Origin of the sequence: Vreelandella indica (assembly GCF_037070225.1) — a bacterium.
Lineage (GTDB): Bacteria > Pseudomonadota > Gammaproteobacteria > Pseudomonadales > Halomonadaceae > Vreelandella > Vreelandella arctica.
Window position 1 is genome coordinate 15,048 of the sequence record NZ_JBANSO010000035.1, and the last position, 18,237, is coordinate 33,284.

Consider the following 18,237-nt stretch of genomic DNA (forward strand, 5'->3'; position numbering starts at 1 on the left):
TCACTGGGACTCCATGATCCGCTGGAGTTCTGATTTTCGCTTCCTTGAATGCGTGATGCGGCGCTCTTCTAGTCCCATTAATGCCTTTAGATTGCGTGTGGACAGACTCTTAGGCACCTTGATGCCGTGCGTCTTACGCAGCGTAATGGAGAGCTCTTTTAACTGTCGATAGACGCGCTCTTTCGCATCCACAGCCTCAGGACAGTGCATCAGGCTATGGCTAATAAGCTCAAACAACGCTCCTCTGACCAGATCAGATTCGTGAGCATCTGTGATGCCTACCGAGATGGAAGCCTCTGGATCCAGCAAGGCACTAACGGCATGAAACGCGCGAAATCCACTGACCACTTCGTAATGCCTCGATACCTTTTGCACAGAAACGGGATGGTAGGCAAGTAAGGTATCGGCTAATTCAGCATCCAGCCATGACGACACGGGCAATTGATTGGCAATGTTAATGTTGACTCGCTCGATCTCAGCGAGCGCTCCGGAAGGGGGTTTGATCTTCGATATTACCAACTTTGTCACACCATGCCTCAGTGTTGTCAGTCCAATGCATTACTATTATATCAAAATAGATCGCCGTAAATTTTTATGGTGACGAGTGTGGTCTGTCAGCCGAGTGCTGACGATAAGCTAGACTACAAATAAGCGTCTCTAACCTGTTAAACCGTAGACCCCTATAGCTTTACTGGGCACGAGGTAGGTATCCGCACAGATCAAGAACTCGTCACTATTGAGCTGAGACTATCAGAGCTTGAACAAGAAAAGGCTGCTCTCCTTTCTCGAAAGCAAGAGCTGTATCGCTCTGCAAACCGACATGATTTACCGCTACTCACCCCTGGCCAGAAAGTTGAAGTATACCGAAAACTCTTTCGAGGCAGGCAGGATGTTTATGCGGTTCGCTGGCAGAGTTCCGGCGGTCGTTCCGGCTATGCTGTCGCTTGTGCGAACGAGTGGATGCCGGTCATCTGTCAGAAACCAAGGATCAAGTGTGGAGAATGTCGACACAAAAATTTCAAGCCCCTCGATTTTGATGCAGTTTATGACCACCTGTCTGGCAAACATGTGACCGGCCTTTACCCTTTACTGCCGGATAGCTCTTGTTACTTGCTGGCGGCGGATTTTGATAAGGGGGACTGGAAAGCGAATGTTCGTGCACTAGCCCAGGCCTGTCGTGGTGAAGGCGTACCCTATCTTATGGAGGTTTCTCGGTCCGGTGCGGGTGCCCATCTATGGGTTTTCTTTTCAGAAGCTGTTCAAGCTTCGTCAGCGAGGAGGTTGGGATTCAAATTGTTGGATAAGGCCATGGAGCTTCATCCAGGCTTATCCTTCGACTCCTATGACCGGCTATTTCCCAACCAAGACACCATGCCTGATGGTGGGTTTGGCAATCTGATTGCCCTGCCGCTTCAACACGAGGCGCGAAGTCGCGGATGCACCGTCTTCGTCGACGACAACTTTGCGCCATACCCGGATCAATGGGCACTGCTCAGTCAGCAACAGACACTTGCATCAGCTCAACTTGAAGAGCTGATCGGCAATGAGGCTAATTCCGGTGTGACTGTAGATACTGTGTTGCCGTGGGAGTCAACGTTACCGGTTGATACAGGGAAGCTTTCTGGATGTCCTGAAAGCATCACGCTCATCCTGACCAGTCACATTTATATAAAGTTATCAGGCATTCCAGGAACATTGGCGACACGAATAAAGCGAATGGCCAGCTTTGCTAATCCTGTATTTTTCAAAACACAGTCGCTTCGTTTCTCGACGCATGGCATCCCTCGCTACATATCATGCGCCCATATTGAGCAAGGTTATCTTTCTATTCCCAGAGGCTGCTTGGATGAGCTTCAAGATCTGCTGCTGAAACAGGGAATCACGGTGGACATTGATGACCGTAGAATATCAGGCCAGTTTTTACCTGGAGTCAGCCTAAAAGCAACGCTGCGTAGCGACCAGGACAAGGCGGTGCAGGCACTTATCCAACACGATACCGGAATACTTCATGCACCGACCGCTTTCGGTAAAACCGTAACGGCTATTGGCGTGATAACCAGGCGGCAAGTCAACACACTGATCCTCACGCACAGTCGTCAGCTACTTGATCAATGGAAGGAGCGACTCGACACCTTCCTTGAGGGTGCGCTCATCGGTGTAATTGGCGGCGGTAAAAAGAAACCTACTGGGCAGGTCGACGTTGCCACTTACCAAAGCTTGATCAATAAGAAAGACAATACAGTCTCGAAGCAGGTCAAGGAGTACGGGCAAGTCATCATCGATGAATGCCATCATATCTCAGCGCCACGTTACGAGATGTTGCTTAATGAGGTCAGCGCTCGATACGTCATTGGTTTGACAGCAACGCCTGATCGTCAGGATGGCCACCAAAAAATCATGTTGATGGTTGCAGGGCCCATTCGTCACAAAGCCCAGGCGCACCACAGTAACCGATTTATCCAACACGTCATTGTTCGAGAGCATCACGAAACGCCACCCACCCACATCTGCCAGCCTAGTGTGCGGCCCCATATCGCATCGGTTTACCATTGGCTTGCCCAGAGCAGCGCCCGAAATGAGGCCATTGTTCAGGATGTTGCAAGCTGTGCGCACAACCAAGCAAATTGCCTTGTGCTGACGGAACGACGAGAACATGCCGAGACCTTGGCGACACTGCTGGATGCTGAATCCATATCGTCAGTTATCTTACGTGGTGGGATGCGCGTCAAAGAGCGCCAGTTGGCAGAAAAAGAGTTGCATAGGGTTCAAGTCATCGTTGCAACTGGGAAATACATTGGAGAAGGCTTTGACTTGCCTCGACTGGACACCCTGTTTTTAGCTCTGCCCATCGCATGGAAAGGAACGCTGTCACAGTATGCAGGCAGACTCCATCGAGACACCGAAGGCAAACTAGAAGTCACTGTCTATGATTACTTGGATACTGGCCTGCCTATGCTTGAGCGAATGTTCCGAAAGCGTGAGAAAGGCTATAAGGCTATGGGGTATAAGTTTATGGCTTCCGGGCAAACCAGATTGCTTTAGCCTTTGAGAGGCAGTCAGTCGTTAAAAGCTCATCAAGTGAACTGAGGCCAAGAATTTCTTCACTTGTCTAGCTGAACCCAGTTTATCTGGTCACTCTCAGGCGGCTACTTCCTTCTCGTCTTCAATCTCCAGTTCGAGATGGAAGTTAGCTGGCCCCGTCAGGTTGACCAAAGCATCGAGACTGAACTTATTAATCTGGCCGTTCAGCAAGTCGTTGAGGCGGGGTTGGGTGATTCCCAGACGATGTGCAGCCTCTTTCTGAGTAATATCCCACTCCCTTACACGGCCAGCAATCCTCGCCATGAGCTCGGAGCGCAGCCGCATGTTCAGCGCCTCTTCAGGAGTGTCCTCGATGGCGTCCCACACACTGTCGTAATACTCGATGGCCATTTTCTAACCTCGCTTGGTGGTTGGGCTCAGGGCAGCTCCTTGTATCGCTGCTTGCCCAAGTCGATGTCTTTTTTGGCGGTCTGCTGGGTTTTCTTCTGGAAGCAGTGGAGCACAAATACCGCGTCGCCCCGGTTGGCCACGTAGAAGACCCGAAAGGCGCCGTTGTGTTCCCGAATGCGGATTTCCATGACACCAGGGCCAACGCTTGGCATTGGGCGGAAATCGTCCGGCTGGCCTCCAGCCTGAATCTTGTCTATCTGAAACCCCGCTTCTCGCTTGGCGTCCAGAGAGAAGTCGCGCAGCCGATCCTTCGAGTCTCCAACGAATGCAACAGGTTTCTTGCGCGCCACGCTGGCTCCTTAACTGCCATAAATTTATATCAGTTCAGATATAATAAACTCATCAATCGAATGCTTCAAGCTGCTTCCACTGTAGCCGTATCACCAATAAGATGCCGTTGACTATTCGCACTTGGGTTGGCGGTCTCAATGACCAAATGCAATATCTGACCCTCCGGTATGGTTTTGCCACGACTCATTGCTATTGCGACCTCTCTACTGAAGACCGAGCCGCCATCATGCAGATGCGGGTTCACTACTAAATCCGAACCATCGCCCGACAATTGGAACATCCGCCCAGCGCCATCTCACGGGAACTGGCATACCAAACAATCCGTTCTGACAAAACCTATGATGCCAGTCTCGCCGGTTTCAGAGTCCGGCTAACCCGCTGCCGACCTCAGCAGCAGCCTAACGGTCATTTATGCTGTAAATTTTACATTTTACTTTGTGACACTCTTTAGCGTGCTAGATTGACCTTAAATTACCTAGACAGCATTTCAAAAACCGACGGAAACCCTTATATAGCAGGCTATTTAGACAAATAACAACAAATAAAGCAGCGCTAAGAAAATCAAATCAATCCGGCTCATAACCCGAAGGTCATCGGTTCAAATCCGGTCCCCGCTACCAATATTTTGAAAGGCAGATCAGTTACTTACTGGTCTGCCTTTTTTGTTGCCTGTCTTTTCAAATTCCTCTGTGCCCACATTGTGCCCACACCGTGCCCAATATTTTCATTGCCTCTGAAGATCAAAAATTTGCATGACCTTCAGGCACCTGACGGCAAATTCCTACCTCACAATTAATTTCCACACTACGTTCTTAGTCGGCCAAAAGCGCAGACTCATCATTAGCCTCCTTAACATGAGTTACCAGTTGCTCAATATCACAATCGAAGTAGTAACAAAGCTTGTCGAGATTATCAGTCACTGTGCTATGGCCTGGATGATTGATAATTTTCGATAACGTCATTCGATTGATACCTGTTTCTTTTGCTATCTCGCCAATCGTAATCCTGCGCCGTTCTTCAAATTCTTTCTCAGCGATCAGCTCTTTTAAGTGATACCGAATCATCTCTTTGTCCAATATGATCATAAAAATTATCAAAAAGGTGTTGAAATAATCATTTGATCGTTTATATTTATAATCGAACGATTAAATATATTATCAAATGATCACTTTGGCGAGGAGATGGTCTCATGGACTGCACTTTTTTGACAACGGAAGAGCTCGCATCGCGTATCAAATATGATGCACGCACTATCCGCCAGCAACTTAAAGACAGTGTGCTCATTGAAGGCACTCATTACATCCGCCCCTTTGGGCGTCGGAAAATCCTTTATATTTGGGAAACTATTCAGGAAGAAATGCTGAAAGCGACTCCTCGTCAGCAAGCAATCGCTATTCCAATGGCTAACGGAGGAGTATGCCATGGGTAAGGTTCGCGTCCGCCAAGAGAGCAAAAAGCTTTTTATCGACTTCAGGTATGACGGGCAACGTTTTCGTGAACAAACGCTTCTAGACGACAACGCAAAAAATCGTAAGCAGCTGGAACAGCTTTTACAGCGCATGGAAGCAAAAATGCTGCTCGGCGAATTCAATTATGCAGAGTTCTTTCCTAATAGCAGCAACTTGCAGAAATTGAAGCCCCATCAGCCTACCAATACAGCTGAGTCTCAAGTTGTCAGCGATTTAGACACACCATCCTTCAACGGTTTCTCTGATCAGTGGTTCGATGAGAGCAAAATCCAATGGCGTGCTTCCCACGTACGGAATGTGAGTTCGATCCTGGATAGCTCACTTAAGCCAGCGTTTGGGAAAAAACACATCGGAGACATCACCAAGGCGGACATACTGGCGTTCCGCACCAAACTAGCCAAGCGCAGGGGCCGTGGTGCCACGGGTCTGGTATCGCCTAAAACGATCAACAGCCATATGTCCATTTTGCGTATGGTGCTCGATGAGGCGGCCGAGCGTTTCGATTTTGAGACGCCGTACAAAAATATTAAGCCGTTAAAGCTACAGAAGACGCATATCGAGCCGTTTTCGCTACATGAGGTGCAACGCATCATCGATAACGTCCGCGCAGACTATTGCAACTATTACACAGTGCGGTTCTTTACCGGCATGCGCACCGGTGAAGTCGATGGGTTGAAGTGGAAAAACGTTGATTTTGCTAAGCGGGAAATTTTGGTACGCGAAACATTGATCAATGGCGAAACGGAATATACCAAAACCGACGGATCGCAACGGGAAATCCCTATGTTTGGTCAAGTGTATGACGCGCTAAAAACGCAGTACGCCGCCACTGGGCATATGAGCCAATACGTGTTCTGTAATCAGCTAGGTCAGCCGCTTGATCACAATAACGTGACGAAGCGCGTGTGGTATCCCTTGCTCAAGTCTCTTGAGCTGACCAAGCGCCGTCCTTATCAAACACGTCATACTGCCGCGACACTCTTTTTGGCTTCTGGCGAAAACCCAGAATGGGTAGCGCGCATGCTGGGTCACAGTTCCACCGAAATGCTGTTCAAGGTCTATTCCCGTTACGTCCCCAATGCCACCCGTATGGATGGCTCTGCCTTTGAGCGTTTGTTAGGCAACACCACGCCCACTAAGCCCCAGAAGGAGCAGCGTCATGAAACGGCTTGATAACGCCCCTCCTCACCTGTCTCGCACCTTCACGGGCACTTACCGCCTTACTGGGCGTGTGGTGGAGTTTGACAACGCGAAAACGCCATTCTTAAAACTGCGGCTGAGTGATTGCATGGGAGATCACATCGCGATGCTCAACTTGAGCAAAACAACAGTACCTGAGCGCATCGGCCATCTGGACTTTGTTACCGCCTCCGGCGTGAAGTGTTTGTCAGGCCAATTCATTCTTGATGAGTTCCGCAGGGCGTCCCGGGATGAAGTGATCTCTATGGATACCCTACAATCGTTGCCACGGGTGTACTCCCCGGTGCCAGAGGTATTCGATAAGTTAGTCGCGACCGTACAGTCGCTTCAATCAGACTGCCTTCGAGCGTTTTTGACACGGGTACTGGAACGCAAGGATCGTCTTGAAGCTTTTTTGAATGCGCCGGCTAGCGTCAATTATCACCATGCCTACCCGGGCGGCTTGCTAGAGCATTCGTTGAACGTCGCTAACAATGCCGTGGCAATGCTACGTCTTAACGAGCCCTCTATGTCGCGCTTGATGCAAGAAACGTGTTTTGTGGCCGGGTTATTACACGATATTGGGAAGACCTACACCTACGACTCAAAAGGCAAACCGAATGCCGCCTGGAAGCTCTGTAGTCATGATGCCTTTACCTTAGAAGCCTGCGCCTATGGGCTGGCGTATTTGGATAAGCACGCGCCTGACCTAGCTATTATGCTACGGCATGTTTGGACATGCGCGTCACCGGGTGCGCGCTACGGCCAGAAAGCAGCTTTAACACTCGCTCGTTATATCCGTGATGCCGACGGGCAAAGTGCAATGGCCGATAACCAGCGGCGTGCATTTCGTAGCCAAGCTTGCCGTGGCTTTGGCCGCCTGGGTCAAAACCTTTTCTGCCGACCTGAGATACCAGCGTTGCAGCCTCAACCTCGATAGCGCCACACATGCCATCACTTTAATGCCGCCAACGCTGTCGTGTGGCGGTTTGTTTATGCTTTTTCGTTAAACCAAAGCTCTAGCACTCATGTTATTTGGTGACACATTAACGCTTGGCTGACACCCTCTCTTGATAGCATTAGTGTAGTGGTTCAATTAATGGTGAGGCTTTGATGCTGGCTCAACTTCTTCAATCATTACGGATGCGTTTTGGAACCGTAGGATTATTGGCAACGCATGAACGTGCCCCGACTGCACATGAACTCAACCGTATGCAGCAACGTTATGCCCCGCTAGTTGTACTTGCCCAGCTATTTATAAACGGCCAGTATCTGGATGCTCGCTCCGTTTAAAAACAGGCTTTTAGCTTGCTATTTGATATGAACCGGCTAGTCGAACGCTACACGGCTAACCGTTTAAGACTGCTCGCTCGCCGCCAAGGGCTTCGGCTTGTAGAGCAGCGCCCCAGACGTCACCTTGCTAACGATGAGCACAGTACGGTGCGTTTACTTATACGCCCTGATATCGTCCTTCTCGATAAAGAACAGCGCCCGGTGACTATCTTGGATACCAAGTGGAAGCGTTTGACTAATCAGGATCCACTCGCGTAGCTCTCCGCCGCAGGCCTCTACCAAGTCAATGCTTACGCCAGTACATATAGCTGCGCCAAAGTAGGGCTTCCCTACCCAGAGCAGCCATTTTTACCTGCAGGTAAGACGTATTCATTGAAATTGTCAGGCTCCGTCAACTGCAATGTGTTACTGCAATCCGTCGCTGTTGATGGAAAACCAGTGGATATAGTGATTGAGGCAAAGTAAGGGTCACTCATTTCAATAGGCTTGGAAAAACGCTGAAACGCGACTGTTCTGTGCAATCACCAAAGGATATAAAGTTGTAGTACTACTCAATCAGAGGGTGACGTCGGGGGAGTCGTTGCGCTAGTTGCGGTAGATGCATATTGTGTTACTGTAATACAATGTGGGTGTGCATGATTGGTGAAAATGGCACCAGACACCAGCCCACGTGCAGTTGCTCCCAAATAATTTTCCAATAACAGGAGTGCTTTATGATCCGCACTACAAACCTCATCACCGCTGGAGCCGTCGCTGCCTTCGGCCTCACTGCCTGGTCGGGCGTCGTCGTCGCCAGTGACAGCCACACCATCAAATTCGGGAATGTGATCTCGGCTGGTGACACACAAAACCAGGGTTACGAACTGTTCGCTGAGCAGGTGGCCGAACGTACCGACGGGCGAATTACGGTCGAGGTGTACCCCGATAGTCAGCTCGGTGGTGAACGGGAAATGATCGAAGCTACCCAGTTCGGCGATATTGAGATGACAGCGCCTTCGGTCGGTGTGCTTGCTAATTTCGACAAGTCACTCCAGGTCTTCGACTTTCCCTTCATATTTGAAGATGCCGAGACCGCCTATGAAGTACTTGACAGCGAACTCGGTGACGAAATGCTGGCAGGTCTGGCCGACAGCGGCTTGATCGCGCTCGGCTGGGGAGAGAATGGTTTCCGTAATCTGGCCATGACAGATGGCACGGTTCGAGTCCCTGAGGATATGGAAGGCGTCAAACTGCGTACCATGCAGGTGCCAATGCACATTGCTTACTGGGAGAGCGTCGGTGCGGCGCCCACTCCCCTCTCCTTTCCCGAGGTTTTTACCTCCTTGCAACAGGGAGTCGTGGATGGTGTTGAGAACCCTTACGAACTTCTCTACTCTGCTCGCTTGACCGAGCCTGCGAGCTACCTGACCGAAACCCGGCACATTTATGATCCTGAAGTCCTGCTCATCAACAAGGATTTCTATGAAAGTCTGTCCGACGAGGATCAGGAAATCATTCAGTCTGCAGCGGATGCAGCGATCGACAAAATTCGCTCGCTCAAGAAAACCGTGAGTGATGAGATCCGTGCCGAGATTGAGGCCGCAGGCGGCACAGTCACTGACCTGACGGAAGAAGAGCGGCAAGCATGGATTGACTCTGCTGTTCCGTTCTATGCAGATAACGCTTCTGAAGTGGATACAGACAAGCTTAAAGCGATACTGGAAGCGGCAGGCAATACCACCTTTCTTGAAGCTATTCAGTAATTTAGGCTGAAAGTGCCCCTATCTGAGTCAACAAGGCTTGGGTAGGGGCTCGTTGTCTTTGTCGCAGAATGGATGATAACCCCATGCTGAAGTGGATATATTCACATTTCGACGATCACATAGAAACCTACTTAGCCACAATAGCCCTAGTCGTGTTTGCATCCTTGGTGATTTATCAGGTCGTGATGCGCTACTTCTTTAACAGTCCATCCTCATGGTCTGAAGAGATTGCGCGCTATGCTCTCGTCTGGTTCGTCTATTTGAGTGGAAGTTATGCCATCAAATATCAGCGACATGTAAGATTTGGTGTTGTAGTCGATCTGATCGGCAAAAAAATGCCATTCGTGCAACGGATTATTCGCCTTTTCGTATTTATTACCTGGCTAGCCTTTCTTATCTACATGTTCACCCTGTCGATTGAGATGGTCAGGAGGCAAATGATTACTGGGCAGTTGTCCCCAGGTTCACAGATTCCCATGTATCTCGTGTATGTAGGGCTTCCCCTTGGCCTATCCCTAATGTCGTTTCGGGTGTTGCAGCATATGGTGCGTTCACTCATCGATCTCATTCGGAACCCCTGGGCACCTATTCCTCCATCACAGCCCGAAGGTGATTAAGACATGGGCATCAGTATTCTGGCAATAAGCTTTATCGTGCTTCTCATCATGGGCATGCCAGTTGCCTTTGCGCTTGGCATTTCCTCTATGCTCTCGGTAATCATTACTGAGGTCGTTCCTGTCAACTATCTCACGCAAACGATGTTTGGAGCTGTTGACTCATACTCGTTGCTTGCGGTACCTCTCTTCGTATTATCCGGCGTCATTATGGAGTATGGGGGGCTCTCCAAAAGACTGATTGATGCTGCCAAGGCATTTGTTGGTCATATCACCGGTGGATTGCCGGCCGTTACCTTGCTGGGGACCACCGTTTTTGCCATGTTGAGTGGCTCTGGTCCGGCAACGGTTGCCGCTATCGGTGGCATCATGATCCCTGCGATGATCCGGGAAGGATACGGTCGAGGCTTTAGTGCTGGCATACTGGCGACTAGTGGGGGTGTGGGCATTGTGATCCCACCCAGCATTCCGCTCATCATATACGGAATAACCACGAACACTTCTATTGGAGACCTTTTTCTTGCCGGCCTCATTCCCGGTATTGTCATCGTACTGACTCTCTATATCGTTAGTCGTTACATCTGTAAGAAAAAGGGCTACGGAATCAAGTCACCCAAAGCGAACTGGGGTGAACGTCGCAAAGCGATATGGCGAGCTAAGTGGACGCTGATGATGCCTTTGGTGGTGTTGGGCGGCATTTATGGCGGTGTGTTCACTCCGACTGAGGCATCGGGTATCGCCGTGGCCTACAGTCTGGTTCTTGCAATACTGTATCGTGAGGCTCAGATATCACAGATACCTTTGATGCTGAAAACCACATTCCTCATTTCTGGAATGATTCTGGTGATCATCGCTACTGCGTCCACTTATGCCAGAATCTTGACGCTTGAACGCATCCCCACACTTATTGCCAGCTTTCTCGGTGCGCTGCCTGTACCGTTCTGGATTGTTCTCGCAGTGATCGTTCTGCTGTTGCTCTTCGTTGGAATGTTTATGGAGACCATAGCGGGTATTATCCTTCTGGCTCCCATTCTCGTTCCGGTGGTTATGCAGATGGGAATGGACCCAGTTCATTTCGGCATTGTAATGATCATGGCGTCAATGATTGGGTTTGCCACTCCACCAGTGGGTGACAACCTCAATGTGGCCAGTGCCATTAGCGGCTTGTCGATCGAAAAAGTGAGTATAGCGGCGCTGCCGTTCGTGGCGGCTCTTGTTGCTATCCTGTTCCTGGTGGCTTATGTGCCACAGATATCTCTCTTCTTACCCAATTTGTTGGGATAACGTATTTTTGGTGAACGTGGTTGGTCGTCGTCGGCATCCGTTCGGCGTCCAGCACTCCCTTAGTGTGGTGGTGTACGGTCTTGCCCAACTGGGCCGGTTTCAAGCGGTCGTGGCCTCGATATGCATACACAGCTAGGTTCGCGACCGACGCATGACCGGCTCGGGCAGGAAGAGGAAATGGATAGACTCAAACTCGCGAAGGGCCGCTGGCCATGGCTGAGTTATGAGTTGTGGTGCCTTGTTTAGGGTCAAGAATGGAGAAGAGCGGGCTTGCCCTTTCCATGAAGCCGATATCCACACAGGTTTTCCCATCGACCACTAGTTGGCAACCGATCTCGCCGATGGCGGGAGAGACACGGAAGCCATGTCCCGAGAACCCTGTCATGATAATGACATTCGGATTCTCTACATGTGGGCGGATATACTCGAGCATTGAGCGCGTATAGCTTTCGACATACGTTTCGACACGGTAGGGTCGGCGGCTGAGCCACGGCAGCATTCCCTCGCGAATCCATTCGAACTTGTTCAGCTCCGCCGCGAGCTCAGCTCCTTCAAGCTGTCGAGGTAGCGTGTCGGCATCGCCAGTGACGTAATGATCATTGAACCCAAGCCCGAGCTTGATTGAGCGCCGATCCTGGCTGGGAATACCATAGCAGTATTGAGGAGCCGTCCTCAGGAATGGTGGCAGGTCAATGAAGTCGTCTTGGCGTGCATTAAACCACAATGAGGTCAAGCGTCTTGTCACCACCTCGTCCTGGATATGGGGCACCAGTTTCGAGGTCCAACCGCCACAACACATCACCACCCGATCGAATGTCTGCTTACCAGACGGTGAGAGTACGCTGACCGTGGAACCTGTAACATCTAGCGCTGTGACAGGGTTAAATTCATGAACGATTGCGCCGTTTCGACGGGCCAGTTCAACGGTGACTTCCACTGTACGCTCTGGCCGAATGACGGCCCCATTGATGTCCCAGAGACCGAAGGAATGATCATCGAACGCAAAGTGGGGAAAGCGCCTACGCAGTGCGGATGTCTCCAGGAGCTCTACGGGTACTTCTAGTGCTTTGGCGGAGTTGAGCGCGCACTGCATCTGGGCGTCTTGCTCTCCACCGTATATCAGCACGCCAGTAGGATCGCGCAGCGTCTGGCCGCTAGAGGCTTCCAGCTCACGCCATGCCACCGCGGCACGCTCGATCAGGGGGACGTAGGCAGGCTCGGTCATCTCTAGGTTCCAGAAGATCCGGCTCTCTCCTCCAACACCCGCTGAAGGGTGGCCGGGGTACTCCTTATCGAAGCCATGCACCTCGACTCCGTCAACGCGGCTTAACTGCCAAAGTACCTGCGCGCCGATGGCTCCTAGTCCGATGACCGCAACTCTCATTTTTCCGCTTCCTTTTTAGAGGTCTGGGCACTTTGATTACCGGACTGAGATTCGCGTTGCGCTTGTATCGCCCGCTTGATGAACGCTTCTGACTCTTCTATATGGATGCGGCTAGCTTTTGCGGCCATGTCAGGATCTCCAGTACGAAGGGCATCCAACAGTTCCCGGTGCTCCTGAGCGATTACCTGGGGTGAAGAGTTTCCCGAGCGGTAATAGGAGAGAGCCAGACGTTTTTCGGCCGAAATGCTGCGATAGAATCGCTGCAGGCGTGGACTGTCGGTGGCTTCAATAAGAGCTTGATGGAACTGAAAGTCAAGCTTCAAGACTTCGTCCCAGTCGTTGCCATCACATAGCACTTCCATGAACCGTACAGCGCTCTCGGCGCTTTTGGGAACTGTCTTGCGTGATGCGAGGATGCGAGCTGTTTCAATCTCGAGTAGTCGGCGTGCAGCAAAAAGGTCGTGAAGATCATCTTCCGAGAACTGTGGAACGTATACGCTCTTGTTGGGCTCACGCCGAAGGATGCCATCATGTATCAGCACCACGACCGCAGAGCGGATCGTTTGCCGAGGTACTTGGTAGCGGTCCGCGAGTTGCGATTCCACCAGCACGTCACCGGGACGAAAGGTACCATCGAAAATCGCCTCACTGAGTTGCTCGGCAACCGCATCCACGACTGAGATAGTGCGAAGCTTAGGTGTACTCATGGGGGGTGGGAGATACCTTGAGTTGGGGAACTAGGGTGGGTTGCCAATCCCTTTAGCCGGTAGTGGCGCGATCTCCCTTCTCCTGTTTCCTGGGTGAATGAAACATGATGATACCGGGCCTGAGTATCGCCTTGCATCCATGTAATCCTATGCAGGGTACCCGGGAAGAACAAGGTCCTGATGGTAGTCAGGACCTTGTTCACGGGAAGTGCTTACACGGTGGGTCGCCGCGCTATATTGTAGTAACGAATCTCCTGGTACTCTTCTAGCCCTTCGTGGCTGCCTTCGCGGCCAAGACCGGACTGCTTCATGCCACCAAACGGCGCAGCCGGATTGGAGGGTACCCCGTTGTTGATGCCAACCAGCCCGGTTTCCAGTTCGTCGGCAACATTGAGTGCACGGTCGAGGTTTTCTGTGAAAACGTAGCTGGCCAGCCCGAACGGCGTATCGTTTGCTCGCGATACCACCTCTTCCTGCGTTGAGAAGCGGGAAATGGCCGCGATGGGGCCGAAGATTTCTGTGTTCGCGATTTTGGCCTCAGCTGGCACGTTATCGAGCACGGTCGGGGCAAAGAAGTAGCCGTTGCCTTCAGGGGCTTGTCCTCCGGTGCGCAGATCGGCACCGTGCGCAATGGCATCACTGACAAGAAGCTGAAAGTTGTTGACAGCATTACGGTTGATCACCGGCCCCAGACCAACTCCCTCGGCGATGGCATTGCCGACCACGACCTCTGACATCCGCTTGCTGAAGGCCTCGACGAAAGCGTCGGCAATGCCGTCTTGCACATAGAAGCGGTTTGCCGCCACGCAGGATTGCCCCCCATTGCGCAGTTTCGCCAGTATCGCCCCGTCAACGGCGCGCTCGAGGTCGGCGTCGTCGAAGACGATGAGCGGGGCGTTACCCCCTAGTTCCATCGAGCTCTTGACGATGTTTTTAGCCGCAAGCCCCATAAGCGTGCTGCCCACACTGGTGGAGCCGGTGAACGAAATCTTCCGGACCCGAGAGTCTGAGAGTACCGCTTCGCTGAAAGCGGCAGGGTTCGCTGTGGTGACCACGCGCATCAGCTCACGCGGCACGCCGGCTTCCGCCATCAGCTCGACGGTCAGCAGGGTGGTCAATGGAGTCAGGGCCGCTGGCTTGATCACGGATGCGCAACCGGTGGCAATTGCTGGAGCGATCTTGCGCGTGATCATCGCCATGGGGAAATTCCATGGCGCAATGAGCAGTGCCAGGCCCACAGGAGCGCGTCGTGTCAGTATCGTCGAGCCTCCAGCTGGATTCTCACGATACTCTCCGGCCGGGCGCAGCAACTCTTCGGCATACCACCGTACGTAGTCGGCGGCATACTGCACCTCGCCTTGGGCCTCTGCCAGCGGTTTTCCCATCTCGCGACTGATGACATAGGCCAGGCGCTGCTGGTTGGCGATAAGTACCGAATAGACGTTTTGCAGGGTGTCGGAACGCAGCCGTGGCGTCGTCTTCGCCCAAGTGCGGCCCGCCTTGTCGGCTATCGCCACCTCAGTCAGGGCTTCTTGTGGCGTCATGCTGGGCAGGGTAGCGATGCGCTCCTCCGTAGAAGGGTCGAGGACGGCAAATTCATTGTCGCCGGGTGCATGCTTGTTATAGCCGGGCAAGCTCTTCAGGGCTTTATCGGAAGCGGCTAGGCGCTCCGGTGATGGGGTTGGTAGCTGCATGGTATTAACCTCTTAGTTTTTAACTTATGCCGAGGCCCGAGCCTTGCCTGACCGAATGTCTTCAAGTACATATCGAACTCCGTTGACGAGGTCGCGCACTTCCTGATCTGCAGTGATAAAGGGCGGACTGATCTGCACGGCGTTACCCCGCAACGGGCGAGTGATGAAGCCGAGGTCGAGAATCTGGTCGGTGACCCATTCCGCCTGAACCTCATCATGCAGCTCGATTGCGCCCAGGAAGCCACCGACCCGCGTGGTTGCCACGAGCTCATGAGATTCGATTGCCGCGAGCTCACTGGCCAGTATTCGTTCAAGCGCTGCCGAGCGCTCCACCAAACCCTCGCGTTCAAGGATTTCAAGGTTTTTCATCGCTAAGGCGGCGGTAACGGGATGGCCTGAATAAGTAGTGCCGTGGCGGTATACCGGTGAGGCGGCCCCCTGTTCAAAGAACGGTTGCCACACGCGGGGGGCAACGAATATCCCGCCCAGAGCGGCATAGCCGGAGGTTACGCCTTTAGCAAAAGTGATGATATCCGGCTGCAGCGCATAGCGGGATGAGGCAAACATAGTGCCGGTTCGCCCGAAGCCGGTGATCACCTCATCGGCGATAAACAGAATATTGTTCTCATGGCACAGCCGCTGAATTTCCGCGAAGTAGCCTTCGTGCGGGGGGTGCACCCCTCCGGTTCCCATCACTGGCTCTGCGATGTAGGCAGCGATGTTTTCCGCACCGATACGTTCGATTGCCTCGGCAAAGGCCTCTGTGGAGTGCTTATCGATCCGCTCGGTGCCATCGACCAGAGAATCCGAACCGTAACCTTCACGGTTAAAGTCGAGGCCGGCGACACTGGTGCCATAAGCGTGGAGCCCATGGTAGGAGTGCTCCCTGCTGATGATGACCTTCTTCGATGTGCAGCCTACCTGGTTCCAGTAGCGGCGCGCCAACTTCAACGCCACGTCAATGGAATCAGAACCGCCGCTGTTCAAGATCACTTTGGCATCGTCGATGGGGGCCATGCTAACGAGCATTTCCGCAAGCTCTACGGCCCGGTTATTCGTGTAGCGACCGAACACATGGTAGGAGTCGAGCGTCTTCATCTGCTCGTAGGCGACTTTCGCCATCTCTTCACGACCGTGGCCGATATTGGCATACCATAGAGAAGCGGTGCCATCGAAGAGTTTGGCGCCCGTATCCGTAGTGAGGTAGGAGCCTTTCGCGGAGACCACCTGGATCTGTCGGCCGATCACCGAGGGCATGTGTGCTTGCGCACTCCACAAAGCCGGAGTTGTCATTCTGTTACCTTTCGGGATTGAACTGAGGTTAAAAAGAAAATTGTATAACTGTTCTATACTAGCGACTGTACTATTGTATTACAATTTTCCTAGCACTACGACTTCCCAGATTCCCTTGATATAATGAAACATTTTTCTTTTTGGTTGCCTGCCGGTGAAAAGCGTCCTCACAGGGATAATCGGCAATTCACGGCCGGAAAGCCCAACATATTGATGGTGGCTGACATTGCCTAGGGTCTGTTGACGTTTGGAGAGATAGCATTGGCAGGATAGGAGCAAACTCGCAGAATACACGTTACGACACCAAGAGACTGCGAGCTCGCCATGCCTAGACTGATGCTCAAGAATGAACACTGATGAAGCTTAAACCTACCCTGCTTCAACAAAGTATCTATGACAAGCCTGACCTGCGATTAACGGGGGAAGGTAGTCTTTACCGAATGCATACCGGTTGCCAGTAACGGGATTTACCCGACGACTTCGTGCACTGGAACATTGTCTATAAGCGCTTCAACGCCTAAAACGTGGTGGGCAAACTGGTGGCTGTTTTTAATCGATTAGTGGGAGACCCAGCTATTAAATGGCTCTTTATCGAAGACTTCTATAACAAGGTTCAGCAAGACAGCACAGGGGCAGCCACAGAGAAAGTAGAAGCCATTGGTAAAAGCCGCGCGGGTAACAAGAGAAAAATTTAATTAGCCCATGGGTTACCGATTGCCTCCAGGATCACCGGAAGTGACGTCCATGACGGCACACAGGAGCAAGCGCTGATTGATGAGTCTTCAACAGGTGGAGCATTAGTGGCAGATAAAGGGTACGAAAGTGGGCGTATCCGTGAGCAGGTCAACGCCAACGGGATTGGCTTGGTGATCTCACGCAGGCGCAACTCAAAGATAGGAAATAGCTGTTTTGGCAGAAGGTTATATCGCTATCGTTATCTTGTAGAGAATGCATTTTCTCGATTGAAGCCGGATCGCGCCATAGCGACGCGCTACGACAAAGGCAGTGTCGCCCCCGGCCACCTAGAAAACTAGCGGAAAGTTGCTGGTTCCGAACACGGCCACCGGAAGTAGGTCGATATGACATTGGCACAGGACGGCCCCGCCCCCCTACCAGATGAGCCATGGGCAGACCGTATTCGGCCATGGCACGCTCGTTCAGTTCATCGCCAATTCCTCCAATCTCAATAGCGACAGTCGAGGAATCCGAAGGAGGCCTCCCAATAGATAGCTAAGGCCCTCTTGGCAAGCCTCCAGGCATACTCGACCTCGACCGTCTTACCACCGACGACCATAGGCTCGGGGAATTTGTTAGTAGCCGGGTTGATCGAATCGATGGACCTTGATCTGCCACTGACGCTTGAGTAACTTGCCTTCCAGGGGCCCTGGGGCATGTCGAACTCCTGTCTGATTGCTGTCAGAGAGATTTCACGTCGATAGGCGCACTGGCCGTTTCAAAGCTTAGTGGGTTGCGCAACGGACGGCCGAAATAGGCAAGACTGATCTCAAACCGGTCCCCCTCGCGGGTACGGATGTCATCTGCAAAGCTCAAGGTGGCGGTCCCGAAGAAATGCACATGCACGTCGCCGGGCCGGCGGAAACCGACATACTTGAAGTGATGGTGCTCGAGATTCGCTAGGCTGTGCGCCATGTTGGCCTCACCGGTAAGGAAGGTTTTTTCCCACACCGTCTTGTTACCGCGTACGATACGGCTAATACCCTCCAAATGAACAGGTAGCTCTCCTACTAAAAGTTCCGGGCCGAAGCTGCAGGCACGCAGTTTGGAGTGGGCCAGC

General features: G+C 52.1%; 18 protein-coding genes and 1 pseudogene. 10 read left to right on the forward strand and 9 right to left on the reverse strand.

From position 1 onward, the window contains the following. Positions 1 to 528, reverse strand: a complete 528-nt coding sequence (locus tag V8L71_RS18410; RefSeq protein WP_193061696.1) for a hypothetical protein — start codon at positions 526 to 528, stop codon at positions 1 to 3. Between the two features lie 213 nt (positions 529 to 741). On the opposite strand from V8L71_RS18410, the gene V8L71_RS18415 reads away from it, so the two are divergent. Next, positions 742 to 3,042 carry a TOTE conflict system archaeo-eukaryotic primase domain-containing protein gene (locus V8L71_RS18415; protein ID WP_431313197.1) on the forward strand — a complete coding sequence of 767 codons (2,301 nt, stop codon included), beginning with the start codon at positions 742 to 744 and terminating at the stop codon, positions 3,040 to 3,042. Between the two features lie 96 nt (positions 3,043 to 3,138). Here the strand turns inward: V8L71_RS18415 and V8L71_RS18420 are convergent, their stop codons facing one another. The 3 genes from V8L71_RS18420 to V8L71_RS18430 form a co-directional block, all read right to left on the reverse strand. Further along, positions 3,139 to 3,432: a helix-turn-helix domain-containing protein gene (locus tag V8L71_RS18420; RefSeq protein WP_039860777.1), complete on the reverse strand. Its 294-nt coding sequence runs from the start codon at positions 3,430 to 3,432 to the stop codon at positions 3,139 to 3,141. A gap of 26 nt (positions 3,433 to 3,458) precedes the next feature. Then, entirely contained in the window at positions 3,459 to 3,782 is a 324-nt protein-coding gene (locus tag V8L71_RS18425; RefSeq protein WP_035565904.1) for a type II toxin-antitoxin system RelE/ParE family toxin, read from the reverse strand. 813 nt (positions 3,783 to 4,595) lie between these two features. Continuing rightward, on the reverse strand, positions 4,596 to 4,868 hold the full coding sequence (locus V8L71_RS18430; RefSeq protein ID WP_336275073.1) for a helix-turn-helix domain-containing protein: 273 nt from the start codon (positions 4,866 to 4,868) through the stop codon (positions 4,596 to 4,598). A gap of 104 nt (positions 4,869 to 4,972) precedes the next feature. On the opposite strand from V8L71_RS18430, the gene V8L71_RS18435 reads away from it, so the two are divergent. The 7 genes from V8L71_RS18435 to V8L71_RS18465 all read left to right on the forward strand — a co-directional run bounded on the left by V8L71_RS18435 (position 4,973) and on the right by V8L71_RS18465 (position 11,364). After that, positions 4,973 to 5,212 carry a hypothetical protein gene (locus V8L71_RS18435; protein ID WP_286903233.1) on the forward strand — a complete coding sequence of 80 codons (240 nt, stop codon included), beginning with the start codon at positions 4,973 to 4,975 and terminating at the stop codon, positions 5,210 to 5,212. Further along, positions 5,205 to 6,425 carry a tyrosine-type recombinase/integrase gene (locus V8L71_RS18440; protein ID WP_336275074.1) on the forward strand — a complete coding sequence of 407 codons (1,221 nt, stop codon included), beginning with the start codon at positions 5,205 to 5,207 and terminating at the stop codon, positions 6,423 to 6,425. The genes V8L71_RS18435 and V8L71_RS18440 overlap by 8 nt, the downstream gene beginning before the upstream one ends. Then, positions 6,412 to 7,371 (forward strand): TraI domain-containing protein, encoded by a 960-nt coding sequence (locus V8L71_RS18445; RefSeq protein WP_336275075.1) that lies wholly within the window; start codon positions 6,412 to 6,414, stop codon positions 7,369 to 7,371. Before V8L71_RS18440 ends, V8L71_RS18445 begins: the two co-directional genes overlap by 14 nt. A gap of 368 nt (positions 7,372 to 7,739) precedes the next feature. Continuing rightward, positions 7,740 to 7,982, forward strand: a complete 243-nt coding sequence (locus V8L71_RS18450; RefSeq protein ID WP_336275076.1) for a 5-methylcytosine restriction system specificity protein McrC — start codon at positions 7,740 to 7,742, stop codon at positions 7,980 to 7,982. Positions 7,983 to 8,437: 455 nt separating this feature from the next. Then, a complete protein-coding gene (locus tag V8L71_RS18455; protein ID WP_223289194.1) occupies positions 8,438 to 9,466 on the forward strand; it encodes a TRAP transporter substrate-binding protein in 1,029 nt (342 codons plus the stop codon). 83 nt (positions 9,467 to 9,549) lie between these two features. Further along, entirely contained in the window at positions 9,550 to 10,083 is a 534-nt protein-coding gene (locus V8L71_RS18460; RefSeq protein ID WP_022520257.1) for a TRAP transporter small permease, read from the forward strand. 3 nt (positions 10,084 to 10,086) lie between these two features. After that, entirely contained in the window at positions 10,087 to 11,364 is a 1,278-nt protein-coding gene (locus tag V8L71_RS18465; protein ID WP_022520258.1) for a TRAP transporter large permease, read from the forward strand. A gap of 187 nt (positions 11,365 to 11,551) precedes the next feature. Here the strand turns inward: V8L71_RS18465 and V8L71_RS18470 are convergent, their stop codons facing one another. The 4 genes from V8L71_RS18470 to V8L71_RS18485 all read right to left on the reverse strand — a co-directional run bounded on the left by V8L71_RS18470 (position 11,552) and on the right by V8L71_RS18485 (position 16,406). Continuing rightward, positions 11,552 to 12,748, reverse strand: coding sequence for an FAD-dependent oxidoreductase (locus V8L71_RS18470; RefSeq protein ID WP_336275077.1), 1,197 nt, complete (start codon positions 12,746 to 12,748; stop codon positions 11,552 to 11,554). Beyond that, positions 12,745 to 13,455 carry a GntR family transcriptional regulator gene (locus tag V8L71_RS18475; RefSeq protein WP_022520260.1) on the reverse strand — a complete coding sequence of 237 codons (711 nt, stop codon included), beginning with the start codon at positions 13,453 to 13,455 and terminating at the stop codon, positions 12,745 to 12,747. Before V8L71_RS18475 ends, V8L71_RS18470 begins: the two co-directional genes overlap by 4 nt. Positions 13,456 to 13,667: 212 nt before the next feature. Next, on the reverse strand, positions 13,668 to 15,149 hold the full coding sequence (locus V8L71_RS18480) for an NAD-dependent succinate-semialdehyde dehydrogenase (RefSeq protein WP_336275078.1): 1,482 nt from the start codon (positions 15,147 to 15,149) through the stop codon (positions 13,668 to 13,670). A gap of 24 nt (positions 15,150 to 15,173) precedes the next feature. Further along, positions 15,174 to 16,406, reverse strand: a complete 1,233-nt coding sequence (locus tag V8L71_RS18485; RefSeq protein WP_336275079.1) for an aminotransferase family protein — start codon at positions 16,404 to 16,406, stop codon at positions 15,174 to 15,176. Between the two features lie 560 nt (positions 16,407 to 16,966). On the opposite strand from V8L71_RS18485, the gene V8L71_RS18490 reads away from it, so the two are divergent. After that, complete coding sequence (locus V8L71_RS18490) at positions 16,967 to 17,137, forward strand: hypothetical protein (protein ID WP_336275080.1); 171 nt, start codon at positions 16,967 to 16,969, stop codon at positions 17,135 to 17,137. Between the two features lie 18 nt (positions 17,138 to 17,155). Next, positions 17,156 to 17,476: a transposase gene (locus V8L71_RS18495; RefSeq protein WP_336275081.1), complete on the forward strand. Its 321-nt coding sequence runs from the start codon at positions 17,156 to 17,158 to the stop codon at positions 17,474 to 17,476. Between the two features lie 382 nt (positions 17,477 to 17,858). Here the strand turns inward: V8L71_RS18495 and V8L71_RS18500 are convergent. Further along, a pseudogene (locus tag V8L71_RS18500) lies at positions 17,859 to 18,237 on the reverse strand (AraD1 family protein); the annotation flags it as partial.